We start from the raw sequence: 21,903 nt of genomic DNA on the forward strand, positions 1-21,903 counted from the left end.
GGAAGCAATATAACATGGTCCATTATCTGATAACAGACAAGGAGGATTCTGGAATATTCATAATTTCTTTAGGAATCTCCATTGTCATTCCCCAATTGTGGCATTTGAATTGCTTTTATCACTTCGCCTCGATGATTAGTCCATACCTTAATACTACAGCCCACAGCACCTATCCCTGTTGATGTTATAGTATAGACGGAGTTTCCTTTTAGACTTATTCTTTTTTCGCTTGATTTTATTCCACCACGATAAACAGAGTAGCCCTTGGGGATTCTGTCTAAATATATTCTTTGGGGAGGAGAATTTGCTGAATCAGTCCAGAATAAGGATAACGCCCCTTCGTATGATTTTCCATCTGGAGTAATTGAGTCATTCTCAATACTAAGATTATAGAAAGAACTCTTATATACATATAAGGATTGAGAGCCAAAATTAAAGTAAAAACAAACTTCTCTCTTACAGCTGCATAATAATAAAGAACATATAATAAACGTTACTTTCCTATTCATTACCTTTATTATGATTATTCACTTCAAACACATTCATTTCTGCAAAGCGTTTAGGCACTTTAGCCAACGAAGCATGTATCATAATGCATGCCTTGAAGTTTGGTGCCCATGTTCGGTTTTCAATGTCTTTCAGGCCGCTCACCAATAGCGAAGCCCACGGTTGTCTAACAGATAAAGTCTTCATTGTTCTGATTGTTTTATAATTAATAATTCACAAGAAATTTCTAGGCTTGTTATTCGTCCAGCCCTTCAATATCCTTTATTTCTTCTACATCATTGGCTTTTCTAGCCTCATCAAACTTAGCTTTCATCGTAGGATTATTGTAAGTTAGTTTACGAATGGTTAGTGCTTCGGTGTCTTGTGTGGCAAGGCGCAGATTGTTTTCGCTGCTAATAAGTTCGTCGCGCACTTTTTGCAGTTTAATAATGGTGTCGTCGATGTGTTTAATTGCATCCTTAAACTTATTAGAATACAATTCGTAATGCCTCACAAACTTTAGTCTAAAGTCTTCTATCTTTGCTTCAAAGTTAGTTACATCCACCTCTTTTTGTTGTGCCAGCACCAGTTGTTTTTTATATTCCAAGGCTTGTTTTGAAGCCTGAACCAACAACGTGATAAACGTTACAAAGAATTGCGGGCGTATAACATACATTTTAGGATAGATGTGGCTCTTGTTCACAATACCATTATTATATAGTTCGTTGTCGGCTTCGAGCAAACTAACCAGCACCGCATATTCGCAACCTTTCTTTTTTCTGTCTTCGTCCAGCTTTTTCAAAAAGTCGTCGTTCTTATGTTTAGTGGCCGTGGTGTCCATCTCGTTTTTCATTTCAAACATGATAGAGAGGTATTCTGTTCCATCTTCGCTATCTCGAAACACAAAGTCGCCTTTAGTACCATCGCTGGCATCGTTGTCTTTACCAAAGAAAGCATTGGGCAACATAGGTCGTAGATAACGTTCGTACTCAATATTGCAATGCTGTTCGAGCGTTTCGCCCACCATTTTGGTAGACATTTTGGTTTTCAGGTCGCGGTAATAGTCAATTTGTTCTTGTTTTAGGCGCAATTCGTTATCAAATTGCTTTTTCAGGTCGGCTTGATTCAGTTGCGCCCTACTCTTCTCTTGTTCTATTTCGCTTTGCAGTTTCACAATTTGGTGTTCTTTCTCCTGCGCCTCTTTCTCTGCATTGATGCGTTGTTCCATGAGGGCCAACTTCAGCTTATTGTCGTTTTGGCTAATTTCGTGTTTCAGTTTATTGATAGTCTCTTCTTTCTGTGCCAAGGCAATAGCCATTTCGTTTCTTTTTTGGGTCTCCATGCCCTCCATCGTTTGTTTAAGGTTGGCAATGGCGGTGTTCATTTCAGCTTTTTGCAGCGAAAGGGCGTTTTCTTTCTCACCCTTCAATCGTTGTATCTCGGCATCTTTTTCATTTAGTCGTTTTTCTATTTCGGCTAATTTTGTTTGAAACGACTGTTCTTTACGGGCATTTGCCAATGCCTGTTCGGTTTTGGCGCGCTCGTTTATTTCGGCCAATCGTTTGCACACTTCAGCTTCAAACTCATGGTTCTTTACTTGATTTACGATATAGCCGTAATCGGCCTCATCCACTTTGAAAACATTGCCACACTTGGGGCATTTTAATTCGTTCATAAATTGATATTTTTAATTATGAGTGCAAAGTTAAGACATAAAAGTGCAGTCTTTCTGCATAGAAGAATTATTCTTTGCTGTTTGAATAAAAAAGGTGCATTTTTGCTCCCAAAAGTGGCATATTACATGATGACGAACTGATAAAACCACGATGAGACAAACAAACAACTGCTAGGCTGCTGCGCTTTGGCTGTTGCCAGTAGCTATATGCCGAAGGGGCGCAAACGAGATGTAAAATATTTGTACCACTTTTTAACATTATGAGTGCCTTCGCTCAAAAAAATCGGGGCGTAGACCGAATTTAAGCGCGTATTTTCGAAGTTTATAACAAGCTGATTGACTGATATTTACGCCAGAAAAAGCAAAATTAACTGCTGTATAACACAAAATAGTGACATAAAACATAGTCCGCTGCCGTGGCGAGAACCACAAAATGGCTTTCGCCTAAAATAGCCCAAACACCCACAAACAAGGCTTAAAACACCAGTTTTTAGGTCTTTTCTATGCATTTTGCACCATTTAGCCTTGCGTTTTGTAGGAGTTAGCACTGCGTTTAGCACCATTTAGCACTGCGTTTTGTAGGAGATAGCACTGCGTTTTGGTGCATATTGCGATGCATTTTGGTGCAAAACGCAATTCAGCTCGTGGTGTTCTTCCATTTATTTCGTGCATTTTGGGGTTCAAACTTTGGCTTTATTTTCTTGAAATAGAAAGCCAAAAACATAGAAAATGGCAAAAATCAAGGTGAAAATTGTGCAAAGCGTACCCCACTTTTCACCCTAAAGGCGTGTTTTTGATGTTATTTAGCAGGTTAGTTCGTCTAGAATAGTGTGGTCACAAGGGTGCATTTTGTAAAGTTTGTTTACCGATTTAACAAACACATACACCCCCATTGCCCCACATATTGCATGCAAGGCGCAAGCCTTTACAAGCAAATAGCAATTGTGGGAGGCCAGTGCGGCAGGTTGAAACACCAGCAACACCCACCTCCCACGAGCCACACGCATGCAAGTAAAGCCTTAGCGTGGGGGCCTATCTTCGGCCGCCAAGCTATAATCAGCCCCAACATTAGGGGGCAAGTTATAACTTTTTAAGCTTTGCTTTTAGGCCCACGCTATAGTTTTTAAATCGTGCATCCATCTCCATATCCGTGGGATTCCAATGCTGCGAGTAAGGCGGATTGCTCACCACAGCATCGACGTAGAGCGGTTTGTAGAAGTCGACACCCGTGGTTTGCAGGGGCCAGTCTTGGTCTAGCGAGTCGGCACAGCGCGTATTGATGTTGCTAGGAGCAATATCACGCATCACGAGATTCATGCGTGTGAGGTTGTAGGTGTTTTCTTTTAGCTCTTGCGCGTAATATTAATGATGGGTAAAGCAATTTTAATGGAGTAAATACCTTTTCAATAAGCAAATGGTATTTAAATAATCCGTTTTGCTATAATCACTTAATGCAGCTTTAGCCACATATGCATTGAGAAGGTCTGCAATATGCTGAACAACTTCCGCGGGAATTTGGGCTTTTGTATGAAGCAATCGTTTTACTTCGCCATGAAAATTTGTTATCGACTGCTTTCTTGGAGCAATCTTTGGCATTGAGAGAAGATAGTCCCAACGGTATGCCCAGGTGGAAAATTGTGGAAAAGAAGATAGGTGTAAAGACACATAGTAACGGGCTTTTTTGTTTGTTGCCGCTCGTGTAAACAAGCAAAAAACAGTGGTAGAGGGAACATAACCATATCTACGAATGATATATCCCATACTGGAAACCACATCACAAAGAAGATTAGAATTGGCAAAAAAGGCCTCACCAAGCTCAACCAAGCTGTTCATCAAACATTCGTTGGTAAGTATTGGCTTATAAAAGGTGGAATACTCAGCTCGTGGAAACTTCTCAAAGGCTCGCATTTTGTGTTGCAATTGAGCCTCGTCAAACGATTTCCAATTGCACAACTCGCATTTAAGCGTTTCTAATAGTTCTACATTCAGTTTCATCACCGCATATTTTCTCGCTTATCGTTGCAAAATCTTTCCTATATCAATGCCCCTTAATAGCACATTTTGCCCTTACACCTCCCTACTCCACCTGCTGCAGAGCAATCTAGTTCTGATTATCCATGCACGAGTAGAGATAATCCAACACGTTTTTCCAGCCCCCAGCTTCGGCATTAAAGGCCCACAAAGGCATAGAAAGGTTGTCTAACTGTTCAACACACTCGCTGAATGCATTGCACAGAGCCACTCTCTCGGCCTTGGGGATGGCATTTAGGCGCTCGTCGGACACTTTAAAGCGCGGATTGCTCAGAAAGTTCACAACATCTATGTAGGTTTTATCATCACAACCTTGTGCAAAATCGGGGAAAACAGATAATGTTTTATCAAACATCTGTTTCATTTCTTCCAGCCCTAACTTATCTAGTACATCAGGAATGTAGGGCAAAAACTCCCTTCCTTCACAAAAAAGATAATGCCAACCATCGCCTTTCCAATTGCCAATCATGTTTAAGGCAACATGAAAGGTAAACATTTCGTTACTTACCTTTGCTTTTATTTCCTCTAGCGTACCCCCTTGCCATATCTCATCAGACATGTTTACAAGGCTTGTTTCTAGTTCGCCATCGTTATGTTTTTGCCAAAGTGCTTTTAAATCGTTCATATTAAGTGATTGCAAAAGGTGTAAAAAAATCAGCAACAGAAGGTTTTGCGTTACCAACATTAGCCCATCCAACTACTAACAAATCGTAACCATAACACTCCCCTTAGCTGCCAACACCTCGCGATAGAAGTCTTTCATGCTTTCGAAGTAATCGGCTATTTCTTCTATTATTTCATCCTTCTCATCGTCGTAGTCCCATATATCGGGATAAAGTTCGGCTTTTTTGCATGCTTCCATACTGAAATGAGATAAAGCTTGGTCCATATCAAAAGCCTCTAAAGCCGAAAGCACGTCGGCAATTCTCGCCTTTTCGGTGTAAGCAACAAACTCGCTAATGTTTTCAATCGCTTGAACCCCCACAACAGCTTCGCTTAAAGGATTGTTTGGAATTGGGTTACTGCTATCAACGCCAGTAAGAACAAAATGCAGCACGTCCCACATCTTGTCTATATCCAAAAAGATTTCGGTTTGTTCGCCCCACTCTTCCGCCTCTTCAAGCAATGCCTCGCTGTTGTTTTTAAAGTTCTTTAGTGCGTTTAATTGTTCATCAGTCATAAACTGATAGTTGGCTATCATTCCCATATTGTTTTGTTTTTTTGCTTAGCAAGCCATAAATAGGCTGCTATTGATTATACATTATTGTACGTTGCTTTATCCTTGATTGATTAGTATCGCCTTTTCCGCGTTTAATTTCTATGCAAGGCGCCAATGGTAAGCTCATAGGGTCTCCATGTATGCCTGCTGGCGTGGCGTGTTGTGCATCAAGTTAATAACTAACTTCCACAGATGCGGGGTAAACACGGTAGGGATCGAAATAGGTAACGCAGCTGTTAACCATATCCTGCAACGAGGGTTGCACAATTTTGCGATACACCTGACGTCCGTTAACAATCACGGTCACTGGCTTATTAAGGTCAACAAGCTGTTGGTTTAGATACACACGCAGCCTGCCACCCTTAGCTTGAGCATACGAACGACTAAATTTCATCTCGATGCCCCATTGCTTTTCTTGTTCCACACACGTGTATTTCACATCGCTAACATTGATTTTCACCACGTTGTTGTTTATTTCCATCTCGTAATAAGTGCGATTTTCAGAAGGCCGTGCCATCACTTGCAAGTTGTAAAACCCATTGCGACGTCGGCCGTCCATTTCAAAATCCTCCCAAAGCACCGTTTTGGGATAAGCGTTTCGCACAAAGTTTTTGAGCCAAGGTGTTGTTAATCGGTAATCAATTCTGTGCTGCATGCCCGGCAACAAGTTGATGCGATGAACAAAAAGAGGGCGTTTATCCACCGATAGCGGGCGCGACAGTTGGGCCGAATCGAAGGCCACTTGGGTGTAATACGTTAAGATATTGCGATAAAAACCAGTGTCGTCGGCACCCGTTAAGAACGAAAATCCCATATTGGCACAGTTCTCCACGGGGGCATTTTTCAAGGGTTCGCCACCCGCCATCGGTCCTGCTGCAGCCCAATAATCGGCATAAAACGAGGCTAAACGCTGACTGCCGTAGCCTCCTTCGGATATTCCGAACACATAAAGACGATTGGCATCAACATTATTATCAATCAAAGCCTGGCGCAACAACTTCTCCCAAGCAAACTGTTTGGCCAGTTGCCACCATCTATAATATTCGCCTTCGTTGGGTATTTGCGGAATGAAATAGAGCGAGGGTGCATCTTGAAACAAGTTGCCTAGCGCCAATCCCGTTTGCCATTCCTGCTCTTTAGGCCCCGACCCATGAAGGTATAAAAACAGCGGTAGCTTGCCTTGAGCCACTCCCTTGCTACCATAATAATAAGGCAAAACAGCATTGGGCTCGAGCGATGCAGGCAAATTCCATGTTGAATGCCCACCCTGCTTCAAGCTTTGAGGTTGTAAAAGCTTTTGTTCTTGCAATTCGTTATTGGCTGCACACCATGCATCCCACACCATTTTTTGACTTTGGGCCACATCTTTCACCTTTATCTGCACTTGCAAAGGAGCAGAATAAGTGGTGTTTCGCATAAAGTTGTCCCGATTTTTCAGTTCGTCGGCCTGCTTAGTTTGAAGCGTCTGCAAGAAATATTTTTGTACCTTCGCTTTGAGATTTTGCGATTGCGAAAGCGCAACGTTAGGTGTTACACACAGCGAAAGGGCCACAGCTGTGGCAATAGACATGGGTTTTAAGCGCATCATAAGTTTTTGTTTTGACTGTTTAGAGGGCACACGTTGTGTTAGCCCTTACATTTAAGGTTCTGTGTAGAGCCAAATCGTTGGTAAGCAACAGCACGCAACCATTGGCACATTACAAACCTGAACCTTAGCAATGTTGCAAAATTAATGATTTTTGAGCAACTTGAGTAGTGTTTTTGAATTTAAAAACGCCCAAGTAGTTGATAAAAAAGAAGCTGTGTATCAAATCAACGGGTGAAGATTGATACACAGCTTCATTATTTTTTAAATGAAGTCCACTTTAAAGCGACTTAATCGCTATATCCAGGCGTCTGAACCAATTCGGCATTGGTAGACATGGTGGTCTCGTCTATTGGCCACAACAAGCGATTAGCGTTGGCTGTAGAGTACTTAGTGGCCTTGTCGAAGAGGCGAATATCGTGCCAACGTTTGCCTTCGAACATAAATTCGCGTAGGCGTTCTTTCAAAATAGCCTCGGTGGCGTCTTCGTCTCCGCCCACAAAGGGGTTGTTGGTGTAGAATGTTGTTAAGGCTGCTATGCTGCCATTGCTAACATCATTGGGATATTGCACCTCGGGATGAGCGTTGAAATAGGTGGCACCATAAGCGCGTAAACGCACCTTATTAATCTCTGTTCTTGGGTCTTGACCCAACAACACCTTAGCTTCGGCAATGCCCAAAAGACATTCGGCAAAGCGATAAATGGGCTGATCGTCGTACCACGATGTGGCCGAACCACCCGTAAGAAGCGTTCCATGAAACTTATTACATATGTTTCCTACATACGTTCCATCCGAAGCGCGGTACACATCGGCCAAAGTAGCCTTCTTACGTGTATCGTTATCGTTAGAATAAAGCATTGTCCACAGCTGTTTATCAAGCGAGAAACGCATCACACCACTACCCAAACGCAAGTTAAGATATTCGGATTCACTAAACTGTATGGCCTGTCCAGCAGCGTTATGTAGGCGATAAGCGCCCACGTTTTGCTTGTTCATCACGAGCGAAGTATAGAGCCCATTCCACAAAGAAGTTTCGTTTTCGCGGTTATGTAGCGCGTAGATAATCTCTTTGTTCTCTTTTTTGTCGTAGGCAAACACATCACCAAACTTATCAAGCAGAGCCACATCGGCATTGCTTTCCACATCTTGGTAAGCCGTTAAAGCCGTTTGATAGTCGGCATTTCCGCCACCCATCTGTTTGCCACTCCACAAATACACCTCGCCTTTAAGCATCTTTGTAGCCGAAAGCGACCAGTAATTGCGGCCGCTGGCGAACTGATAATTGTTGTTATAAGCCTCTTCAGAGGTTTTAATATCGGCCTTAATTTGGGCCATCACCTCGGCAGCCGAACTCTGTTTGCGTGCAACATTATTGAGGTCTACAGTCTTTCCCTCTGTGTGTTGTAAATATAAAATAACGTCGCCATAGGTACGAAGTAGCTGGAAATACAAGTAAGCGCGCATGCCATGAGCACTTCCAAGATAAGCTTTCTTTTGTGTGTCGCTTAGATAACCAGCTTCGTTCACCTTATCGATCATCAAATTAATCTGATTAATGCCCGTGTAAACACCTCCATAGTTGTTAATCACGGCATTTGTTTTCTCAAGTGTGTTGTTCCATAGGCGTTCATAACCTTGCGAAGCCTCACCACTAAAAGAACTACCGCTATATATATTGGCGCGCATTTCGCCCCAAACAATGTACTTATCGGCATAACTTCTCATCCAAGAATTAAGACCTTGGTTGAAGGCTTGCACCTGATCAGCATTTTTCCAATAGTTTGCATCGGTAATGGTACTTGTTGGTTCTAAGTCCATACAGCCCGTTAGCGACAAGCCAAAGATACCAGCTGCAATATATGATACTAACTTTTTCATTGCTCTGAAAATTGATTAGTTAAAATGAAACGTTTAATCCAAAGATAAGAGTGCGAGGAGTGGGATAACGACCATAATCATATCCACCTGCTGGTTCGGGCGAAGCGCCATCATACGACGTGAGGTAGAAAAGATTTTGTCCCGTTAGATAAACACTAGCATTGGCCATTTTCAGTGCGTTAATCCACTTCTTAGGCAAGTTATAGCTAAGTGTTATTTCGCGTAAAGCCATGTAGCTGGCCTTCTCAAAGAACTTAGAACCCACGCGCCAGATGTTGTGTTTGTTCAGTTGGTCGGCGTAACTAAATGCTGGATAGGCTGCGTTAGGATTGTTTTCGGTCCACATATCCTTTACGTTTTCAATGAGATTAAACTGTCCTTGGAACTGACCCATCGAGCGAGCTTTAAGGTCGTTGTAGATGGTATGACCCAAAGCGTAGTCAAAACGCGCATAAAGCGAAAGATTCTGATAGCTTAGTGTCGTGGTCCATCCACCTGTTACAGTGGGTCGGGCATTACCAAGCACTTTGCGGTCGAGTGTATTAATGATACCGTCTTCGTTTATATCCTCCCAACAAACGTCGCCTGGCTCAATGGCTTTCCAGCCTGTTGAGTTTTTATAAAGCACACCTGTTTCGGGGTTTACTTGGTCGGCCAATCCTGGTCCGTAAAGTTTTGCCACGTTATCTATACGCATATTGGCATGAGCTTTCACGTCGTCCCAGTCTTTAAAGATATGGTTTTGGCTGTATCCATATAGGTCGTCAAGGGTTCCACCCTCGCGATAACCGCCAATCCACTTCGTGGGCGTTTTGCCATTTGCATCCACTTTACCTGCTGCCACCTCAACACCTTCGAGCTGATTAAATGGACGGTCGCTCTTTGGCAGCTTAATAATGGTGTTTTTAACCGTTGAAAGGTTGAGCGAAAGGTCCCAACGGAAACCATTTCTAAGGTGTACGGGAGTGGCTTTCACTTCCATTTCAAAACCTTGGTTGCGCAGTTTACCCAAGTTGGTTTGTATAGAAGAGAATCCCAAATAAGAGGGAAGGTTGACGCTTTGCAGCAAGTTGCTGGTGTTGCGCACATAATAATCGAGAATGAACGACAATCTATTTTTGAAGAAGCCCAAATCAAGACCCGCTTCAAACGTATGACTCTGTTCCCATTTCAAGGCTGTATTCACCAGCGAGCGGTCGTAGAAGGCCGTGTTACCGCGATAATTGGTTTGTTGGTCGTAGATACCATAGATATAGAAGTCGCCAATACCGCTCACATTACCATTGCTACCATAGCTAATACGTGGTTTGATGTTGCTCACAACCTTAGATAGCGAAGAGTTTTTCCAGAAATTCTCTTCCATCATGTTCCATCCAAACGACACCCCAGGGAAGAAGCCCCAACGATTATCTTTGAGTTTAGAGTTGCCATCGTAACGGAAGGTAAACGTTAGCAAGTATTTTTGCTTGTAATCGTAGTTGAAACGTCCGAAAAGCGACTCAATGCGGTTGCGCGATTTCAGCGATTCGGGATTGCTATCCTTGTCGGCTCCGGCGTTAAGGGTTGGAATATCATCGGTTGGCGAATTTTTTGTCGACGCTTTTAGAGAGTAATAGTTATAGTCGTAGTATTCGGCACCGAGCATAAGGTCCACATTGTGGTGTTCGTTAAACGTGTTGAAGTAGTTCAATGTGGCGTTAAGCTGAATTTGAGTATCCTTAAACAAGTAGCCGTAAGCACGTCTGGTGGTGTTAATGCTGGTAGGATTACTTTGTGTATAGAAGGCCTTATTAAAGCTTTCGTTTTGATTAAGCACATGATAAACCGAAGCATTGGTTTTCAAAATAAGATGCTTGGGTATCAATGTAAAATCTAATCCTGCGTTAAAGGTTTCTGAACGCGAGCTGTTGCTTGATGTAAGCTTATCGCTCCAATACTGATAGTTACCATCAGAGTTGCTCCATCCTGGTGCAGGCGAGCCATCTTCGAGGTAAGGATTCCATGTGGGGCGTTGCGAACGTGTGCGATAAAACAACTGATACCACGAATCTAGATAGGTGCTAGGCGTGGTATGCCATGAGTATTGTGCCCCAGCGCGAGCCTTAAGCCATGGTTTAATTTGATAATCGCCCTTTACACTTCCTGTAAAACGCTTATAAGCGGTGTTACGCACCACACCATTCTCGTTGTAATAACCCAAAGAAGCCACAAACGAACCCATGTTGTTACCGCCACTGAAGCTCACATAGTGGTCTTGTGTGAGCGTCTGGTTGTGGTAAATGGCATCCTCGAGCGTTCTACCATAGTCTTTGAATATGAGTCGAGCACCATTAGTAGTCCCGTAATAGGGGTCGTCCATGATTTGCCAACCTTCTTCTGCGAGTAGTCTTTTATGCTCTGCATTGGTGTCGTCGTAATACATCACATCGGTGCGAGGCGAATAATCGGTGTATCCTCTACCCGAATAACCATTCTGAGCATCCACATTTGCTGCTCTACCGTGGCCTTCCATCGCATCGGTGTAACGCTTAAAGCCCATACGGTTGTAGTAAATGTAATCGCGAGCATTCATAAAATCGTAGTCGTTGCGCCTAAAGTTCACACCCAACTTAGCGCGATAATTGATGCTCGATGTGCCTGTTTTGGCGCGTTTGGTGGTGATAAGGATTACACCGCCGTTGGCTCTAGCACCATAAATGGCTGTAGAGGCGGCATCTTTGAGCACTTCCATCGACTCGATGTCCGAGGGGTTAACCTCTGAAAGGGCACGCTCCACACCATCGACAATAATCAAAGTGGGGGCACTTCCTGTGATTGAAGCACCACCACGCAAAGTGATTGAAGGCGCAGCACCAGGTTGTCCTGAACTACTAACCACCTGAAGTCCAGTTACACTTCCCTGCAATGCATTACCCACATTGGCAAAAGCGGCAGCATCTAGCACCTTGTTATCCATCTTAGAGATGGCCGTTGTAAGAGTTGCACGTTTTTGTTGACCACCATAACCCGTCACCACCACTTCGTTTAGGGCATGTTGCTCTTCTTTCATCACAACCTTTAGTTCTTGTCCGTCCCACTTTACCTCCTTTGTATCCATACCGATATAAGAGATAACAAGAACACTTCCCGGTTTGATGTTGGGCAAATTGAATCGCCCATCTAAGTCGGTTGTACCGCCATTCCCCACTCCTTTCACCAGAATGGTGGCGCCAACAACGGGCTCTCCATGTTCATCTACGATAACACCTGTGCATTTTCCTGCTTGCTGAACGTTTTGTACCAACAGCTCGGGAGCTGCCAATGCTTGCGTTGGCATGAAGAAAGATACACCCACACATAACGTAATGCCAATTGGCTTGATGCGTAAAGTCATAAATGTCTTACTATTTAATAAATTGAGATTGTTTAGTTTCTTCGCAAATGCACAACAAAGGGTGCTGTATGCTTGCGTTGAGGGGCTAAATTTATTTACTGAAATGCTTATTTAATTCACACTGTTGTTGCTTAGTTAAGTAAAAGAGGGCTTGTTGTCTTTATTGGCCTCCTTGATAACGTATATTACACTCTGTTTAGATAGTCTATGGCAAAAGTATGATTATTTTCTTAAACAGCACAACTTATTAAAATATTTTATGATAAAAGCGTTCATTTACGATTAACAAACAACAATCGCGAACAATATGTTGGCAAAAACTAATAGTTTGGCAGTCTTTGGGCAAGGGCATGGTGTGTTATTAAGCTTAGCATGCTCGTTATAGGTTAGTGTTTAAATATAAAAATGAGGGTACAAAACAGGGGCTGCTTCAAGTCGAACGCCTACACACACGCGGTGTGCTTCTTTGTTGTTGCAATGGTTGGCACTGTGTTGTGCCATCTTATTTGCAACAAACGTTCTTCTTAAAACAGCCCCCATAATGGAGCGTTTAGATATAATTACTCAGAAACTGGTCGAACAGGATAAGCGTAAGTACGCATATTTACATACAACGGATAAACGTCGTTTACATCAAAGCCCATACAACAAGCATTATTCCAATCCTTTGGGTCGGCCGACCAATAATCGCCGTACATTGCAGCATGCTCGATATTGCCATTAAGCGAACTTCTATAACCCAGTGCAGGGAAATAAATCGTGGCATTTTTAGCACTGTTTGTCCAGAACAAATGACCCATATTGGCATTGAATGTTGCCGCATTGTTCGTTCCCTTTACATTCATTGTTCCTCTATTCCTACCATTTGCGGTGAATCCACTAAAGGCTCCGTTGGTTGGAACGCTGAATCCTACAGGACATGGATCATAAACACTCTTCGTAACAGGCACTGTATTCGGTGCATTCTCGTCGCCTCTCAAATTGTTATGTATTGACCAGAGGTTATAGAAATAATGATATTTCGTCAATCCATCACCCTGCTTAATCATTCCTCTATTATCTAGGAAGGTTCTAAAGAAAACATTAGGGAACTGTATCTTGTTGGCAATATGTATTTGGTCGTTACCGTTTTTATTGAAACTTCCTTCGCGAATGGCATCCGTTCCAGGCATAGCTTCAGTACGTCCCCATTGATACATGGTAGCAATACCAGCTCTTTCGATATAAGCATTCTGCTTGATTTCGATAATACTTGCCTGCTTCACACCATTGTTTCCAACAGTTTGCTCCACCTTCACCTTCACCGTACGTTGATCTTCATAAGGTGTTGCCATCCATTTAGTGGGCTTCCATCCCAAGGTTTCGTTGGTAAAATGGTATTGTTTGCCTTGGTTGTTGGTAACAGTTATTTTGTCTAGCACATTTTTTGGAGCAAACCACAGATGCCACGACCACACTATTGTGTTGCCTTTCTTAACAGCAACCACTGCGTTTCCGCTCTTTATGTCGGCTCTTGTTACTTCAAACTTTACGTAAGCTTTACCGCCAAAACGTACAATACTCAACGAACCCTGCTTAACAAGGTTAGACTCGTCTGCCCAAACTACTTGGGCACCATTCACGCCATTGTTCTTTCTATTGCCTGTTTCCTCAATCCAAGGTGAGTTAATTACATTTCCAGCGTGATCTCTCATTTCACGAAGAACGATATCCGTTGCTCGGGCCGGGCTTCCAAAAGTTGGAGAATAAGAAGGTGCCTTACTCTTATACGCATCCTCATTTGTTGCTCCATTCTTAATTGCATTACCATAAACCAATGGTATCATGTAATAACCAGGACCAGAGATTACATAGCAGTTGGCTGTATTTTCTACATTAGCAGCACCGTTGCTATTAGAGAGGTTGTAGGGTTGTGCTGACGAACCTACAGGTGTAGCGTTTTGCAAACCTCTATTACGTTCTGCAAGATAGTCTACAACATCTGTTGCAAGGTTGGCTTTAATCACTTCGTCAGCCTCGCCACCTGTTCCGTTGTCTTTGGTAAAACCTTTAAGCCATGCTGGTTTCTCGGTCATCGTGTATGTTCCGTCGCCATTGGCGTCGTAACCCACCACTTTCCATGCCACAGACTGCGAGGGATTGTTAGCCACTTTGCGATAACTCTTTACGCGAATGGTGGCTTCTGTGCCATTATAAGGCACTTCTACGCTTGGTGTACAATCTAGTTTATAATCCCAGTTAGATTGCTTCTGACTAATTTTGTATGTACGGGTTGTTCCTGCTTTCCATTTTCCAGCAAGTTTTACTTTAATATAAGTATTGTCGGTGAAAGCAACTTCGAGCTCAACATCCTTATTGTCTAGCTCTTGCGGAATCATATAGAACGTGTAGTTGTCTTCAATCTTTTTCACGTCCGTCTCGTTCTTGTACTTATCGTTATCCAGTTGGGTATCTCTAATAATACTGTTGGGATACTCGGTGGTGCTATAATTCAAACCACTAAGCGTTACAGTGCCTGGCTCTTTTAGGCTACCAGCAACCCAAGTACCCTCACCGTTAAGGTCGTTAGACATCTTATAGGTACCACGAAGTAGTGCTTTGTGAATTGAAATATACCTGATGGACTTGTTAAACGAAAGGTTGGGGCCCACAGCAAAGCGAATGGCTGTAAGGGCATGACGGAAATTCAAGCTGGTTGAAGGGGCCTGATGGCGTGTGGCATAAAGCACTTTACCCGTGCAAGCCGTCATCAAGTCAACTTGCTTCTTTACGTCTTGGTAAACCGTAAAATCAACAGTGGGTGCGGTATTACTGGTTGGAGCCGTTATTTTTATGTTCTGCTTATGGTCGTCTACTTTAGGATATACGGCGTAGAAAATACCATGACGCTTTTCCCACGACCAAGGTATTCTCTTCACCAATTGGCCATCGCTCTTGGTAAGCTCGTTGCTAAACCACGATTCTTGAATCTTATCATCAGACTCACCGCGCATACCAGCCGACGAAAATTCGCCAAGCGATTGGATATTAATGATGTTGGCACGCGTTGCTGCATCTGCTTTGGTGGGGTTAACACCCTCGATGGTCGATTCCACCACACAAGCGTCTAGGTTATCGTTGCTCTCTATAGGCAACACCCTGTCGGCAAGGTCGGCATCGGTAAGTCCCGATGTAAGCAAACCACGTGTTAAGGCAGGCGCATTGCTGAGCGCTTCATCCTGTGCATCGCTCACATCAAACCTCACAATGGCTTCTTTGTCGCCATCGCTTGTGCTATTATCCATTGTGTCTTCGGCACACGACAGGGCCGAAAGCGCAAAGCCACCGACAAACAAGGCCGACAGCGCATGATAAAAAATCTGTTTCTTCATTATATCTTTCTTCTATGTTAACTCGTTTTCCTAGTTGTCTACTCGCTTTTATCCTTCAAGATAATCGTTTTCTTCGTCAACATCATTTATCAATTCGATAACTTTGATATTGCCTTGACCTCCTTTTCCGGGTCTAACACCTGGACTTGCTGCCATAAGTGCGTTTTCTTCCATAAAACTAAGCACTGAGATTACTGGCTTAAAATAAATTTGTTTTCTATCCATAACTTTTGTAATAATCCTTTATACATAATCGTCTCTAGCTCCATCCGCAAGGCGAGTGGGGTTTAAAAGATAAAATTAAGTGCATTACTTGAGTGTTTATTCACACCTCCAATTGTCACATGCCCCTATCGCAGGGGTAATTTCAATCTCTATTAACCTGATTTTTTATTTTGCAAAGATAATGTAAAATTTGCTAATATCGCAAATAATTTGTTCGTTTTAACAAGTTTATAATTTATATTTTTGAGATAAATCAAGATAGAAACCTAGAAAACATCGGAGTTTTAGAAAGATAGTTAACAATCAAAAGCAATTTTCACACTACTGACTTTATGTAAAAAACAACCGCTCAAAGCTGTATTTTTTACCCTGCTTCTACCCTCACCCTTCGTATTTTCATCTAAAAGCAATGCGCCCAACGCACGGCAAAGCAGCTTTTGTTTCACTTTGCTGGACGTTGAGCGCATATTCTATTGCAACTGATGGTTAGCACCCATCTAGATACAAAGCCTTGCCTTAACCTTTTGCTTTATGTAGCTTCTTTGCTTGGCGCTTTTGCCACCACAGATAATATCCACTGAGGGGCAAGAAACCTCCAATCAAGGCTGCAAGAGCATAAAGCACGCGTGTAAACCAGCCACCCCAAGTGCCTGTATGCAATTGTTTAAAGAGTTTTGGGCCACCCTTTTTCTTTCCATCGAGGCCTGCCTTCATGTCTTTTGGTGCGCCGCTGTGTGCTGGTTCATCCGCTTTAGCTTGGCTGTTATTGGCCTTATCAAAAGCATTTGTTTTTGTGGGATGTTGCGCTTCGCCCTTCTGGGCTGTTGCCTTCATTTCTTTAGGGGGCATTTTTTGTCCAAACAATTTAGACATGGCCTGTCTATACCAGCCAAAAGAAAACACCGGCCCCGTTAAGGCCATGAGGAAAAGAAATACAAAAGCATAGATACCGAGCGACACATGGGTGTCGTAAACAAACCTTCGAAAGCCTTTATCCGTACTCACCTTTAGTCGGCTTTTAAGCATCTTTTTGCTCTTGGGCCACCAAATCACCACACCTGTGAGCAGCACCAGCACCATGCACATAGACGAAAGGGCCATGATAACTCTTCCAACAGATAATCCACCACGTGGGTTTTCGGGCACCATAAACAGCCAACGGTGCAATTGCTTCACCCAAGTATAAAATGGCATCTCTTGAGTATCTAATCCCAAAAGGGGAGAAATATCTTTAATCACAAGCAAAAGAAACCCTGTGAAACACAGTATGGCCATAAAAGCGCCTAAAGGTAAGGCCAACCACTTATGCAGTTTTAAACAATTTTTTTTCATTTCTTTGTTGGTTTATCGTGTTACTTACTTTATTTATATGCGTTTCTGCTTTGTGTTGTGCAAGCGCGTTGCTAGATTAGCGAGGCGTTCTAGGTATCTTCCTCACTGGTTTACTGATTACTCGATATAGCCTCCCTACTCTTAGCTTGCTATTGGCGCACAAAAAATGGTTTCATGATGCGCTATAGATTTTTAGCACCAAGCGTATTGACAACACTTCAATAACATAAGACTCGCTTAATCCCAAAAAGTTTAATTGCCCTAGAAATGTTTTGCATTTTCTTTATGCTTTTGCGGGTATTCATTCGGGACAATACCCACATCAAACCACCCACACATAGGCCTGCATTTACCTGGTTACATAGCCCTCTTACCTGCTTTCCAACCTTACACTGCTGATGCTTTGGTGAGCATAGGCCATGCTTGTTGCACCTAATATCGAAGTTTAGCCCCACCCTTTGAGTTAACCATAAATGTTAATTTTGTAATCTTTTTTTTACAAATGCACATCGCACGGGCAACCAATCTAGCGCGGATGCAAGGCTAAAAAGCACTATTTTGTCCCCTTTTGGGGATACAAATTGAGGTGAAGCGAACCAAAAATACTACTGCTTTGAGCAAACTATATACATTTTGGCGTGCTAGATGCTCGAAAAACTCAAAAATTTAACTCCGTGAAATGACACAATTCCACCTATTTTTAATAATAATTCAGCTAGAAAAACACTCCTAAATGGGTGCAAAACGTATGAATTTGCCTTGCAATATGCATGAGTTTACCTTGCTAAATGCTAGAGATAGCACGGCTATTTGTTGCGTTTTACAAGGTAAAATGCTGGAGTTAGCCATGTATTTAGCACCAAATAGCATGATAATAAGGCAAAAAATGGTGGTTTTACCTTTTATTTTGATCTGTTTAACAACAACGCATGATTCACTAACTTTTATTCGTTTCTAATAGTATTTTTATGCAAAGATAACGCTAAAACATGCTTACCAAGGGTAATTTTAGCCCTAAAACGCAACAAACACCTATGTATCAACACTTTACAAACTTTAAAAATACGGCGATATTTGGGCACTTACCAAGGCGTGGTGACCAAAAGGGGCTGTTTTTTTGTTAAAATCCTAACGTTTATTTTTACAAAGTAAGGAAAGAAGGGCTACATTTCTGTTAACACGCCTATACGCTTGATGTTGTTTCATGTGCATAGTCTGCGTTCAAAGGGCATTAATGCCTGTGTTTTTCAGAGCACATTTCACCTTACAACAAGTAGCAAAACGCGGTTTTATATGCTTATCAACCGACCCATTAAGGCTCTAGCAAAAACAAAAGCGGTGTGACCCTGCATAAAGCAAGGAACACACCGCTTTAAAATCATGAGGCATACACCAGAGGGTGTATCTTCGGAGATGATTACTTCACAAATTTCTGCTTAGCCAAGCCAGCTTTTAGCATATAAACGCCTTTAGGAAGCGAGGCAACCGAAATGCTGCGAACTGCTTTTGCATTGAGCAACAAGGCGCCTTGCAAATTGTAAACCTGCACATCCTGCACATTGGCAAAGCTAAACACATCGCCATTGCGCACAATAGAGGGCTGAGCAGAAAGCGAACGTACATCGGTGGTTTCGTCAACTTGGTAAGCTGTGTAGGTAATCGACACGCCATCTACCGTAGAAGTAACGATTTGATTGCTGTTGTTAGCCACACCGTAAACGTAAGAGTCGTTGCCCTTATTCATCGTTCCATTGCTCTTCACGCCATAAACCAAAGCTTCAACGGGCTTGCGGTCTTTAATTTCTTCGGCATAAGAGGCAAGAAGTATTTTGCCATCTACCACTACCAAACCTGTAACCACTTCGCGTTTTTGTTTGGCTTCGCCTTCGTTGTATCCACTGGTTGCCACCCAACTAACTCTGCGGTTGCTGCGATTGATGGCTGCAACAAATGCATCCGAACCACCTTTAAACGTTTTTTCCACGCCAAACACAGCAGGTTGGTTAAACGTTCCTGCTACATACAAGTTGTTGTTGTCGAATGTCATAGCCTCCAACAGGTTGTAGTTGGTTTCTACATCCGTAACATCCGAACGATAAGTAACATTGTTGGTGGTGCTAGCGCTAACTTCTGAGAGAATAAAACCATGTTCGCGTTTACCGCCACCTTCTGTAAAGTTGAAAGTTTCGGTTTTGTTTGGCGTGCTTAGTTTCACCTTTCCTGTTGCCACAAAGGCTGCATATACCTTGCCATCTGCCACAGTGAAGTTAACACTTTCGGGGCGTGTTTGGTTTTCTGCACCATCATTGTCGAAGGTAAGCGCCACCTCTTCTTTTAGATTTCCCAGGTTGGAGGGGTCGACAGAGTAAACACCCATGCGTGCAATGTTTACATACATAAAGCCTGCATACAAGAAATAGTTGCCCGAAAGCGTTTTACCATCCAACGTGCTAACGCCTGTGTAAGTGGCCGAGAAGTAAAGACGATTGTTTGCCCACATCACTTTGTTAGACTGAAAATAAGTGGCGTCGGCCTCATCAATGTACATTCCTGAGCTAGCCACATCACTTTTCACAGCGGGTATCACTGTTTTGTGTGCTTTCAACGTTCCATTATTATCGTATTTCAGAATAAAAAACGAACTGCGGCTGTCGTCGTTTGCCTTACCGTTGATGGTTTCAACGGTGTTACCTGTTGGGTCAATTAGCTCAACGGCTTTAGCAAACGTACCTACTACATATACATTTCCGCTGTTGTCGGTGGTTATTGACGTTACGCGAGCCGCTCCTTTGAGGGCAACCGCCCAAGAAACATCGCCGTTAGTATCGTACTTAGCTACGAATGCACTGGTGGCGGTGTTCTGGAACATGCTTGTTCCGATTACCACATCGGTGTTATAGGCACCTGCAACATAAGTGGTGCCATCGCTTGCCACCGCCATAGGGGCTACGCGTACTGCCTTATCGGGCAAAGAGAACGCATCAATATTTTGCGTCCATTTGGTTGTTCCAAACGAAGTGGCTTGCATGGTGTATGCCGTTAAGGCAAGACTTACAGTGAGTAAGATTTTCTTCATAAACTGTTCCTCCTAAAATTAAATATTTTCTTAATATTATGATGTGCTGCAGGGCTGGTGTGCAGTCGTGCAACGAGGGATATACGAGGGGTGTTTCAGGGTTCGAAAGCTGGTAAAGAGCCTGGAGCTAGTGTCTTAAGTTTAAGCTGGCAGGCATTGTTGCAGCGTTATCAGCACACATTGAGCATATCTAGCAGCATGTGCCACGGTTTACGAACCCTGAAAGAGGTGTTGTTAGCGTTCCATTTTTTCAATTCCTGGGTTGGCTTCTACAGCCTCCAAGGGGAAACGAAGCGTGTAACGCGAGTCGTTTTGCTGCAATGTGTAGGTATTGCTGTCGTAGGTTTTCTGCAACTGAGGCCGTGCGGTGCGACGAAGGTCGAACCAACGATGGCCCTCGAAAGCCAGTTCGCGCGCGCGTTCGTCATAGATATAGCTGATAAGTTCGGCTTGCGACAGAGTGTCTACGTTTGCTGCATGAAAATTATAGAACGCTGTGGAATAGCGTTTAGCCATTAATGCCTTGAGATAAGTTAGCGCTTCGGCCACGTTGCCCAACTCGGCAGCAGACTCTGCCGCGATGAGATAGAACTCGGCCGAACGGAAAGAGCAACGCAAGTCGCCACCACCGCCTTTGCTAATAAGTGTTGTGGTAGACGATATTTCGTTGAAATAGTGCGCTTTGCGCTTGTCGCCCGACTTATACAAGGCCAACAACTCATCCGAGACTCGGCCTGCTCGGGCGTAGGTTGGCGTCATCACCTGTTCCAAGGCAACGATGTTTTCGGCCGACTTATAACTATTGGGCAGCACAGCCGACGAAGAGGTGAGGTCTTCCAATGCGGGATGTGCCGCAATAACCTGCTTGGCAGCAGCCAAAGCAGCAGCCCAATCTCCCTTATAAAGCGCCAAACGCGACTTGAGCGCATAGGCCGAGGTGGTGTTAAAGCGATAATTGAAGCCCTTATCCCAGGTGGTTTTGTTCATCAACAATGCAGCACTGTCCACATCGTTTTCAACTTGAGCATAGACAGCAGCCAAAGATTTGCTTTGAGGCACGAGGTTTACATCGGCCGTTAGCATCAAAGGCACAGCCCTTGTGGTGTCGGGTTGCACTGTGGTGTAGGGTTTTGCGTAGAGATTAGCCAATAAAAAATGGCAGTAAGCACGCATCATATAAGCCTCGCCCACAAGCTGATTGCGGTCGGCTGTAGATATTTCGGTGATGCTATTGCGATTGGCAATGATGGTATTGGCAATATAAATGGCATGATAATAACGTCGCCAGCCCAACGAAGCAGTTGTGGCCTGGGGCGATTGATCGTTCCATGTCCAGATATCAAAGAACGAGTCGTAGTCTTCGCTGCTCGTGGTAGAGGCATCAAAAGTGATTTCGTCGCTGCGAAAGCTTGCCAACCCGCGGTCTTCGGGAAAGTTTTTATACTCTGAAGTGAGCAATGCCCGATACTCATCGCCTGTTTCGGCAATTACTTTGCCCGTGGGACGGATGTCGAGAAATTTGTCGCACGAGGTGAAAACAGCCACCAGACAAAGGAGAAGGGCTAATCGGATATCTTTCATATTTTATTTGATAATTGTCGATTTTGAATGTTTTGGGGCTTGATAACTTTCTTTTAGCGCACCATGATG

General features: G+C 43.3%; 14 protein-coding genes and 1 pseudogene. All 15 read right to left on the reverse strand.

The window, feature by feature from the left end; genetic code table 11:
• Positions 1-68: 68 nt before the first annotated feature.
• Positions 69-509: a hypothetical protein gene (locus tag QME03_RS02615; protein WP_281723367.1), complete on the reverse strand. Its 441-nt coding sequence runs from the start codon at positions 507-509 to the stop codon at positions 69-71.
• Positions 502-693, reverse strand: a complete 192-nt coding sequence (locus QME03_RS02620; RefSeq protein WP_281723368.1) for an ASCH domain-containing protein — start codon at positions 691-693, stop codon at positions 502-504. The genes QME03_RS02615 and QME03_RS02620 overlap by 8 nt, the downstream gene beginning before the upstream one ends.
• A 49-nt stretch (positions 694-742) precedes the next feature.
• On the reverse strand, positions 743-2,161 hold the full coding sequence (locus QME03_RS02625) for a DUF2130 domain-containing protein (RefSeq protein ID WP_281723369.1): 1,419 nt from the start codon (positions 2,159-2,161) through the stop codon (positions 743-745).
• A gap of 1,080 nt (positions 2,162-3,241) precedes the next feature.
• Positions 3,242-3,511: pseudogene (locus tag QME03_RS02630) on the reverse strand (N-6 DNA methylase); the annotation flags it as partial.
• Positions 3,512-3,544: 33 nt separating this feature from the next.
• Positions 3,545-3,994 (reverse strand): hypothetical protein, encoded by a 450-nt coding sequence (locus QME03_RS02635; protein WP_281723370.1) that lies wholly within the window; start codon positions 3,992-3,994, stop codon positions 3,545-3,547.
• A 268-nt stretch (positions 3,995-4,262) separates the two neighbouring features.
• Complete coding sequence (locus QME03_RS02640; RefSeq protein ID WP_281723371.1) at positions 4,263-4,817, reverse strand: hypothetical protein; 555 nt, start codon at positions 4,815-4,817, stop codon at positions 4,263-4,265.
• A gap of 75 nt (positions 4,818-4,892) precedes the next feature.
• A complete protein-coding gene (locus QME03_RS02645) occupies positions 4,893-5,399 on the reverse strand; it encodes a YfbM family protein (RefSeq protein ID WP_281723372.1) in 507 nt (168 codons plus the stop codon).
• A 184-nt stretch (positions 5,400-5,583) separates the two neighbouring features.
• Positions 5,584-6,999, reverse strand: a complete 1,416-nt coding sequence (locus QME03_RS02650) for a hypothetical protein (protein WP_410521749.1) — start codon at positions 6,997-6,999, stop codon at positions 5,584-5,586.
• Between the two features lie 287 nt (positions 7,000-7,286).
• Positions 7,287-8,876 (reverse strand): SusD family outer membrane lipoprotein NanU, encoded by a 1,590-nt coding sequence (nanU, locus tag QME03_RS02655; protein ID WP_110370167.1) that lies wholly within the window; start codon positions 8,874-8,876, stop codon positions 7,287-7,289.
• Positions 8,877-8,895: 19 nt separating this feature from the next.
• Positions 8,896-12,249: a SusC/RagA family TonB-linked outer membrane protein gene (locus QME03_RS02660; RefSeq protein ID WP_281723373.1), complete on the reverse strand. Its 3,354-nt coding sequence runs from the start codon at positions 12,247-12,249 to the stop codon at positions 8,896-8,898.
• A gap of 560 nt (positions 12,250-12,809) precedes the next feature.
• Positions 12,810-15,620: a fimbrillin family protein gene (locus QME03_RS02665; protein WP_281723374.1), complete on the reverse strand. Its 2,811-nt coding sequence runs from the start codon at positions 15,618-15,620 to the stop codon at positions 12,810-12,812.
• 48 nt (positions 15,621-15,668) lie between these two features.
• Positions 15,669-15,845, reverse strand: a complete 177-nt coding sequence (locus QME03_RS02670) for a hypothetical protein (protein WP_232227391.1) — start codon at positions 15,843-15,845, stop codon at positions 15,669-15,671.
• 516 nt (positions 15,846-16,361) lie between these two features.
• A complete protein-coding gene (locus tag QME03_RS02675) occupies positions 16,362-17,177 on the reverse strand; it encodes a PepSY-associated TM helix domain-containing protein (protein WP_281723375.1) in 816 nt (271 codons plus the stop codon).
• Positions 17,178-18,594: 1,417 nt separating this feature from the next.
• Positions 18,595-20,253, reverse strand: a complete 1,659-nt coding sequence (locus QME03_RS02680; protein WP_281723376.1) for a T9SS type A sorting domain-containing protein — start codon at positions 20,251-20,253, stop codon at positions 18,595-18,597.
• A gap of 234 nt (positions 20,254-20,487) precedes the next feature.
• Entirely contained in the window at positions 20,488-21,834 is a 1,347-nt protein-coding gene (locus QME03_RS02685) for a RagB/SusD family nutrient uptake outer membrane protein (protein ID WP_281723377.1), read from the reverse strand.
• Between the last annotated feature and the right edge of the window lie 69 nt (positions 21,835-21,903).

The organism is Hoylesella shahii, assembly GCF_937990675.1.
Lineage (GTDB): Bacteria > Bacteroidota > Bacteroidia > Bacteroidales > Bacteroidaceae > Prevotella > Prevotella shahii.